This window comes from Pseudomonas meliae (assembly GCF_001400515.1).
Lineage (GTDB): Bacteria > Pseudomonadota > Gammaproteobacteria > Pseudomonadales > Pseudomonadaceae > Aquipseudomonas > Aquipseudomonas amygdali.
Map to the genome: position 1 here is coordinate 1 of NZ_LJQT01000271.1, position 5,807 is coordinate 5,807.

5 protein-coding genes and 1 pseudogene are annotated in these 5,807 nt (G+C 57.8%); 5 read left to right on the top strand and 1 reads right to left on the bottom strand.

Translation table 11 applies throughout. The features are described from left to right. Window positions 1–233 precede the first annotated feature (233 nt). The 4 genes from ALO64_RS12425 to ALO64_RS12440 are packed head-to-tail and all read left to right on the top strand — an operon-like array spanning window position 234 to window position 3,333. Complete coding sequence (locus tag ALO64_RS12425) at window positions 234–581, top strand: ArsC family reductase (RefSeq protein WP_002554735.1); 348 nt, start codon at window positions 234–236, stop codon at window positions 579–581. A 47-nt stretch (window positions 582–628) separates the two neighbouring features. Next, on the top strand, window positions 629–1,663 hold the full coding sequence (dapD, locus tag ALO64_RS12430) for a 2,3,4,5-tetrahydropyridine-2,6-dicarboxylate N-succinyltransferase (RefSeq protein WP_044345478.1): 1,035 nt from the start codon (window positions 629–631) through the stop codon (window positions 1,661–1,663). Between the two features lie 60 nt (window positions 1,664–1,723). Beyond that, window positions 1,724–2,929: an aminotransferase class V-fold PLP-dependent enzyme gene (locus ALO64_RS12435; RefSeq protein WP_044345480.1), complete on the top strand. Its 1,206-nt coding sequence runs from the start codon at window positions 1,724–1,726 to the stop codon at window positions 2,927–2,929. Further along, window positions 2,926–3,333, top strand: coding sequence for a SufE family protein (locus ALO64_RS12440; RefSeq protein ID WP_002554738.1), 408 nt, complete (start codon window positions 2,926–2,928; stop codon window positions 3,331–3,333). Before ALO64_RS12435 ends, ALO64_RS12440 begins: the two co-directional genes overlap by 4 nt. Here the strand turns inward: ALO64_RS12440 and tcdA are convergent. Then, entirely contained in the window at window positions 3,324–4,154 is an 831-nt protein-coding gene (tcdA, locus tag ALO64_RS12445; RefSeq protein WP_005743424.1) for a tRNA cyclic N6-threonylcarbamoyladenosine(37) synthase TcdA, read from the bottom strand. The two genes, ALO64_RS12440 and tcdA, sit on opposite strands and share 10 nt — an antisense overlap. Window positions 4,155–4,385: 231 nt before the next feature. Between tcdA and ALO64_RS12450 the strand changes: the two are divergent. After that, window positions 4,386–5,792, top strand: a pseudogene (locus ALO64_RS12450) (glycoside hydrolase family 17 protein); the annotation flags it as partial. Window positions 5,793–5,807: the final 15 nt, after the last annotated feature.

Here is a 5,807-nt window from a genome sequence, read left to right on the forward strand (position 1 = left end):
TTGTCTACACCCTCTTAAATGGAAAGCAATAATTGCCCGCCCGGGCGTGCCACTCAAGCGTGGAAGGGTGAAGTTTTCTTAATGACAGTTAGGGTTATTATCTAGTTTTTGTTCAGTCTCTGTACCAGCGCTGTCACAACACGAAGCGGTCTGACGTGGCATAATACCCGGCTAAATTGCGAGGAGAGAAAGTGGGGAGTATCGAGCAAGATCAGCCACCCCACCCCAAAACGATGACTTACACTCTATTTGGCATCAAAGCCTGCGACACTATGAAGAAGGCCCGCACCTGGCTCGACGATAATTCCGTGAGCTACGATTTTCATGACTACAAGACACAGGGCATCGACCGGGAACACCTCGCGCAGTGGTGCAATGAACACGGCTGGCAGGTCGTGCTGAACCGCGCAGGCACTACCTTTCGCAAGCTCGATGACGGACAAAAGGCCGATCTCGATCAAGCGAAAGCCATAGAACTGATGCTCGCGCAGCCGTCCATGATCAAGCGTCCGGTGCTTGATCTGGGCAATAAAACCCTGATCGGCTTCAAGCCCGACCTGTATGCAGCGGCTTTACAGTAAGCCAGAGCGCTACTGAAAGCCCCTTGATAAAGCCAAGAGGTATTTACATGTCCACTACCCTGTTCAGCCTGGCCTTCGGCGTCGGCACTCAAAATCGTCAAGGCTCATGGCTCGAAGTATTTTACGCTCAGCCGCTGATCAATCCTTCCGTAGAACTGGTCGCGGCCATCGCGCCTGTTCTGGGTTACACCAACGGCAATCAGGCAATCACCTTCAATGTAGACCTGGCATACAAGCTGGCCGAGGCGGTCAAATCCGTGGACGCGACCCAGGCCGCGCTGCTGACTCGTCTGGCGGAAAGCCAGAAGCCGCTGGTTGCCACCCTGCTGGCTGAAGACGCAACCCTGACGTCGACTACAGAGGCTTACCTCAAGCTGCACCTGCTGTCGCATCGCCTGGTCAAGCCACACGGCCTGAACCTGGCAGGTATCTTCCCGTTGCTGCCAAACGTAGCCTGGACCAGCCAGGGCGCGGTCGATCTCACCGAACTGGCCGAACGTCAGCTTGAAGCACGCCTTAAAGGCGAACTGCTGGAAGTGTTCTCGGTCGACAAATTCCCGAAAATGACCGACTACGTCGTACCGAGCGGCGTTCGTATCGCTGACAGTGCTCGCGTACGTCTGGGCGCTTACATCGGCGAAGGCACCACCGTCATGCACGAAGGCTTCGTCAACTTCAATGGCGGCACCGAAGGCCCGGGCATGATCGAAGGCCGCGTTTCTGCAGGCGTATTCGTCGGCAAGGGCTCGGATCTGGGTGGCGGCTGCTCGACCATGGGTACGCTGTCGGGTGGCGGCAACATCATCATCAAGGTTGGCGAAGGCTGCCTGATCGGTGCCAACGCCGGCATCGGTATTCCGCTGGGCGATCGCAATACCGTGGAATCGGGTCTGTATGTGACCGCCGGCACCAAGGTCGCGCTGCTCGATGAAAACAACGAACTGGTCAAGATCGTCAAGGCACGCGAGCTGGCAGGCCAGAACGACCTGTTGTTCCGTCGCAACTCGCAGACCGGCGCAGTGGAATGCAAAACCCACAAGTCGGCCATCGAGCTGAACGAAGCACTGCACGCTCATAACTGATGCTGTGTGCGGGTTCAAGGCTGCGGCCTTGAACCTCCGCCTCCACACGCTGGACGAACAATGCCCCTCATTTCTCCCTGGCGTGGCGACTTCCCCGCTATCGCCGCCCTGCAACGGCAAGGCCAGACCTATCTGGACAACGCCGCCACCACGCAAAAACCTCAGGCGCTGATCGATGCCCTGACTCATTACTACGTCAACGGTACCGCCAACGTGCATCGTGCCCAGCATCTGCCGGGCGCACACGCCACCCAGGCGTTTGAAGCCAGCCGTGGCAAGGCCGCGCACTGGCTGAATGCCGGCGAGAGCGGACAAATCATCTTTACCCACGGGGCCACTTCTGCGCTCAACCTGCTGGCCTATGGGCTGGAGCATAGTTTCACTGCGGGCGACGAGATCGCCATTAGCGCACTGGAACATCACGCCAACCTGCTGCCGTGGCAGCAACTGGCTCAGCGCCGCGGCCTGAAACTGGTGATACTGCCGCTCGATCCCGATGGTGTAATCGACTGCCATGCTGCGGCCAGTCTGATCGGCCCTCGCACGCGTCTGCTCGCAGTCAGTCAGCTGTCCAACGTGCTCGGCACTTGGCAGCCGCTCGCCCGCCTTATCGCACTGGCGAAAGCGCAAGGTGCGCTCACGGTCGTGGACGGATCACAAGGTGTGGTGCATGGACGCCACGATGTACAGGCACTGGGCTGCGACTTTTATGTGTTTTCCAGCCACAAGCTTTATGGTCCGGAAGGGCTAGGTGTGCTGTACGGACGCAGCGACGCGCTACCGAACCTGACGCACTGGCAGTTCGGCGGCGAGATGGTGCTGACCGCCGATTATCAACACGCGAAATTTCGCCAGGCCCCGCTGGGCTTTGAAGCGGGCACCCCGCCCATCGCCAGCGTGATCGGTCTGGGCGCTACGCTGGCTTACCTGGAAAGCCTTGATCATCAGGCGGTCGCGGAACACGAAGCAAATCTGCACCGTCGCCTGCTTGAAGGCCTGCAAAGGCGTGAAGGTATTCAGGTATTGGGCTCACCGGACCTGGCACTGGCCAGTTTCGTCGTGGACGGCATACACAACGCCGATCTGGCTCATTTGCTGACCGAACAGGGTATTGCCGTGCGCGCTGGTCGTCACTGCGCGATGCCACTGTTCGATACACTCGGTCTGCCCAGCGCAATTCGTGTTTCACTTGCGCTCTACAATGATTCAGATGACTTGCTGCGGTTTTTCAGCGCACTGGATCAGGCACTGGAGCTGCTTCGATGACTCTCCCCGCATTGGCGCAGACCGCGCTCGACAGCTTTTCCCAGCCACAGAGCTGGGAACAGCGCGCACGCCTGCTCATGCAATGGGGGGATCGCCTCCCCTCGTTGAGCGACGAAGAAAAGACGGACGACAATCTGGTACACGGCTGTGAAAGCAAGGTCTGGCTGACGGGCGAAGTCAGCGCAGGAGCCTGGCTGTTCCGGGCCAGCAGCGACGCCCGGCTGATTCGAGGTCTGGTGGCGCTACTGCTGGCCCGCGTTAACGGTCTGTCGGCCCCGGAGCTGGAAGCCGTGGACTTGTCTGACTGGTTCGATCAGTTGGGCCTTGGTCGCCAGCTCTCACCGTCACGCAGCAACGGCCTGAATGCCGTGCTACAGAAGATGCGTCAGCTGACTCAAGCCTGATCGGGCGTTGCAACCGCTGGCTTGACCCGCTCCGAAGGCCGTCGCGCACCTGCAACCAGCTTGTCCACTGCACGCGTGGCGGCGACCATGCCGAACGTGGCAGTGACCATCATCACCGCGCCGAAGCCGCCTGCACAGTCGAGCTTTACACCCTCACCGACGAACTTCTTTTCCAGGCAAATACTGCCATCAGGCTTGGGATAGCGCAGCTGTTCGCTGGAGAACACGCAAGGCACGCTGTAGTGGCGGTTAGGCGTGCGCGAAAAGCCATAGTCGCGACGCAGGGTGGAACGTACCTTGGAGGCCAGCGGGTCGTTGAACGTGCGGTTCAAGTCGGCGATCTGAATCAGTGTCGGATCAATCTGCCCACCGGCACCACCGGTGGTGACCATCTGGATCTTGCGCCGCTTACACCACGAAATCAGTGCTGCCTTGGCGTTGACGCTGTCGATACAGTCGATCACGAAATCCATGTCCGGGGTGATGCACTCAGCCATCGTGTCGCGGGTCACGAAATCAGAAACCGCATGCACGATGCAATCAGGATTGATCGCGCGAATCCGCTCGGCCATCACTTCAACCTTCGGTCGACCGACTGTGCTGTCCAGTGCATGCAATTGGCGGTTGCTGTTGCTGACACAGACGTCGTCCATGTCAAACAGCGAAATCTCGCCCACACCACTGCGTGCCATGGCTTCCGCCGCCCACGAGCCCACGCCGCCGATACCGACCACTGCCACATGAGCCGCGCGCAGGCGCGCCAGGCCTTCAATGCCGTACAAACGGGCGATGCCAGCGAAACGTGGATCTTCTGCGCTCATGATCAATACCTCAAAAACCGGCGCGCATTATAGGGGTTTGTCGGGAGTTAAGGCACCCGGCTTGTCGCCCCGTCGAAATCAGGGCTGACGGGGCAAAAACTATCTGTTCTGCAAAGACAGCACAGAAAAAAGTCTAAGCAGTCGAAATGTCCAACACGTCAAAGCCGCTAGGGTTAATGGACGCGACAGGGAGTCGCGGTATACAGACACCGCATGGAGCACATTTCAAACATGGATGAAAATTCAAACAATACAGGCACGTGGTCGGCAAACCTTTTCAAAACAAGACTTAACCATCCGCCCGACTGGCCTGCAATGATCTCTGGCGTGGCCTATGCCCCTTTTCGACCGGGCCAAAGCCCCTACAAACAGATTTTTCCGACGCGCGATCAGATAAGGGAAGACCTGCTGTTACTTCGAAGCCTTACACGAAATATAAGAACGTACTCGGTGGAAGGGACATTAATGCATATCCCCGAGCTCGCCGAAGCACTGGGCATGAATGTCACACTTGGCGTATGGATAACAGAGGATGAAACGCACAATAGTCAGGAAATAAAGGCGGGGATCGAACTCGCCAATCGTTACTCCAGCGTGCAACGCCTGGTCCTGGGAAATGAAGTCCTGTTTCGTGATGATGTTCCCGTCGATCTGCTTATTCACTATCTGCAGACCGCACGACGTGCCGTCTATGTACCTGTCTCGACCTCCGAGATATGGACACAATGGTACGAGACGCCGGAACTTGTCAGGCATGTCGACTTCATTGCGGCTCATATATTGCCTTTCTGGGAAGGCGCATCAGCGCTGGACGCGAGCGCGATCGTTCTGGCGCACGCGAACGAACTGAGCGCGAGATTCCCTGACAAACCCCTCATACTTTCCGAGATTGGCTGGCCAAGCAAGGCCATCGCCAAGAGGCGGATGACAAGCTCTGACGCAGAGCACTCGATATACCTGCGCAACCAGATTCCGCTACTCGATCAGCACGGCCATGACTATTTCGTGATAGAAGCCTTCGACCAGCACTGGAAGACTGAAGAAGGCCTGCCCGGCCCTAATTGGGGTTTGTTCGATGCAAAGCGCAGATTAAAACTGCACGTCAGCGGCCCGATAAAAATGCCGGTCAACGTGCTCTCGGAAATACTCAGGCTTGTCACCCGCCTTAGACCGGAATCGTGGCCTGCGGGCGCCTTGATAATCGTGCTGGCTTATTGCGCATTGTCAGGGTTCGGTATGTACAACTCGCCGCCACTGCCCGCCTGGCTCGCGCTGCCTGTTGCCTTTATCTGGGCTGCCAGCATACTGACTTACACAGGTATCGAAACGCATGAATTCCTCGAAGCCTGCTGGGGGCCGGGTGCCCCACGCTCTTTCTACCCCCACCATAGCCCTGTTGGCCCCACCCAGAAAGTTTCCCTGCATGTTCCGTGTTACAACGAACCTCCGGACATGGTGAAACGGACGCTCGACTCGTTGCAAACGCTGGAGTACCCGGACTTCGAAGTGCTGGTCATCGACAACAATACTCAGGACCCGGACATATGGAAGCCTATCGAGCTCTATTGTCAGCAGCTCGGCCCTCGGTTCCGGTTTTTTCATGTCAATCCACTTCCCGGATTCAAAGCGGGTGCACTTAAGAGGGTGTAGACA

Coding starts and splice junctions, on each gene's coding strand:
- ALO64_RS12440 (WP_002554738.1), top strand. CDS start 2,926: ATGACTCTCCCCGCATTGGCGCAGACCGCGCTCGACAGCTTTTCCCAG.
- tcdA (WP_005743424.1), bottom strand. CDS start 4,154: ATGAGCGCAGAAGATCCACGTTTCGCTGGCATCGCCCGTTTGTACGGC.
- dapD (WP_044345478.1), top strand. CDS start 629: ATGTCCACTACCCTGTTCAGCCTGGCCTTCGGCGTCGGCACTCAAAAT.
- ALO64_RS12435 (WP_044345480.1), top strand. CDS start 1,724: ATGCCCCTCATTTCTCCCTGGCGTGGCGACTTCCCCGCTATCGCCGCC.
- ALO64_RS12425 (WP_002554735.1), top strand. CDS start 234: ATGACTTACACTCTATTTGGCATCAAAGCCTGCGACACTATGAAGAAG.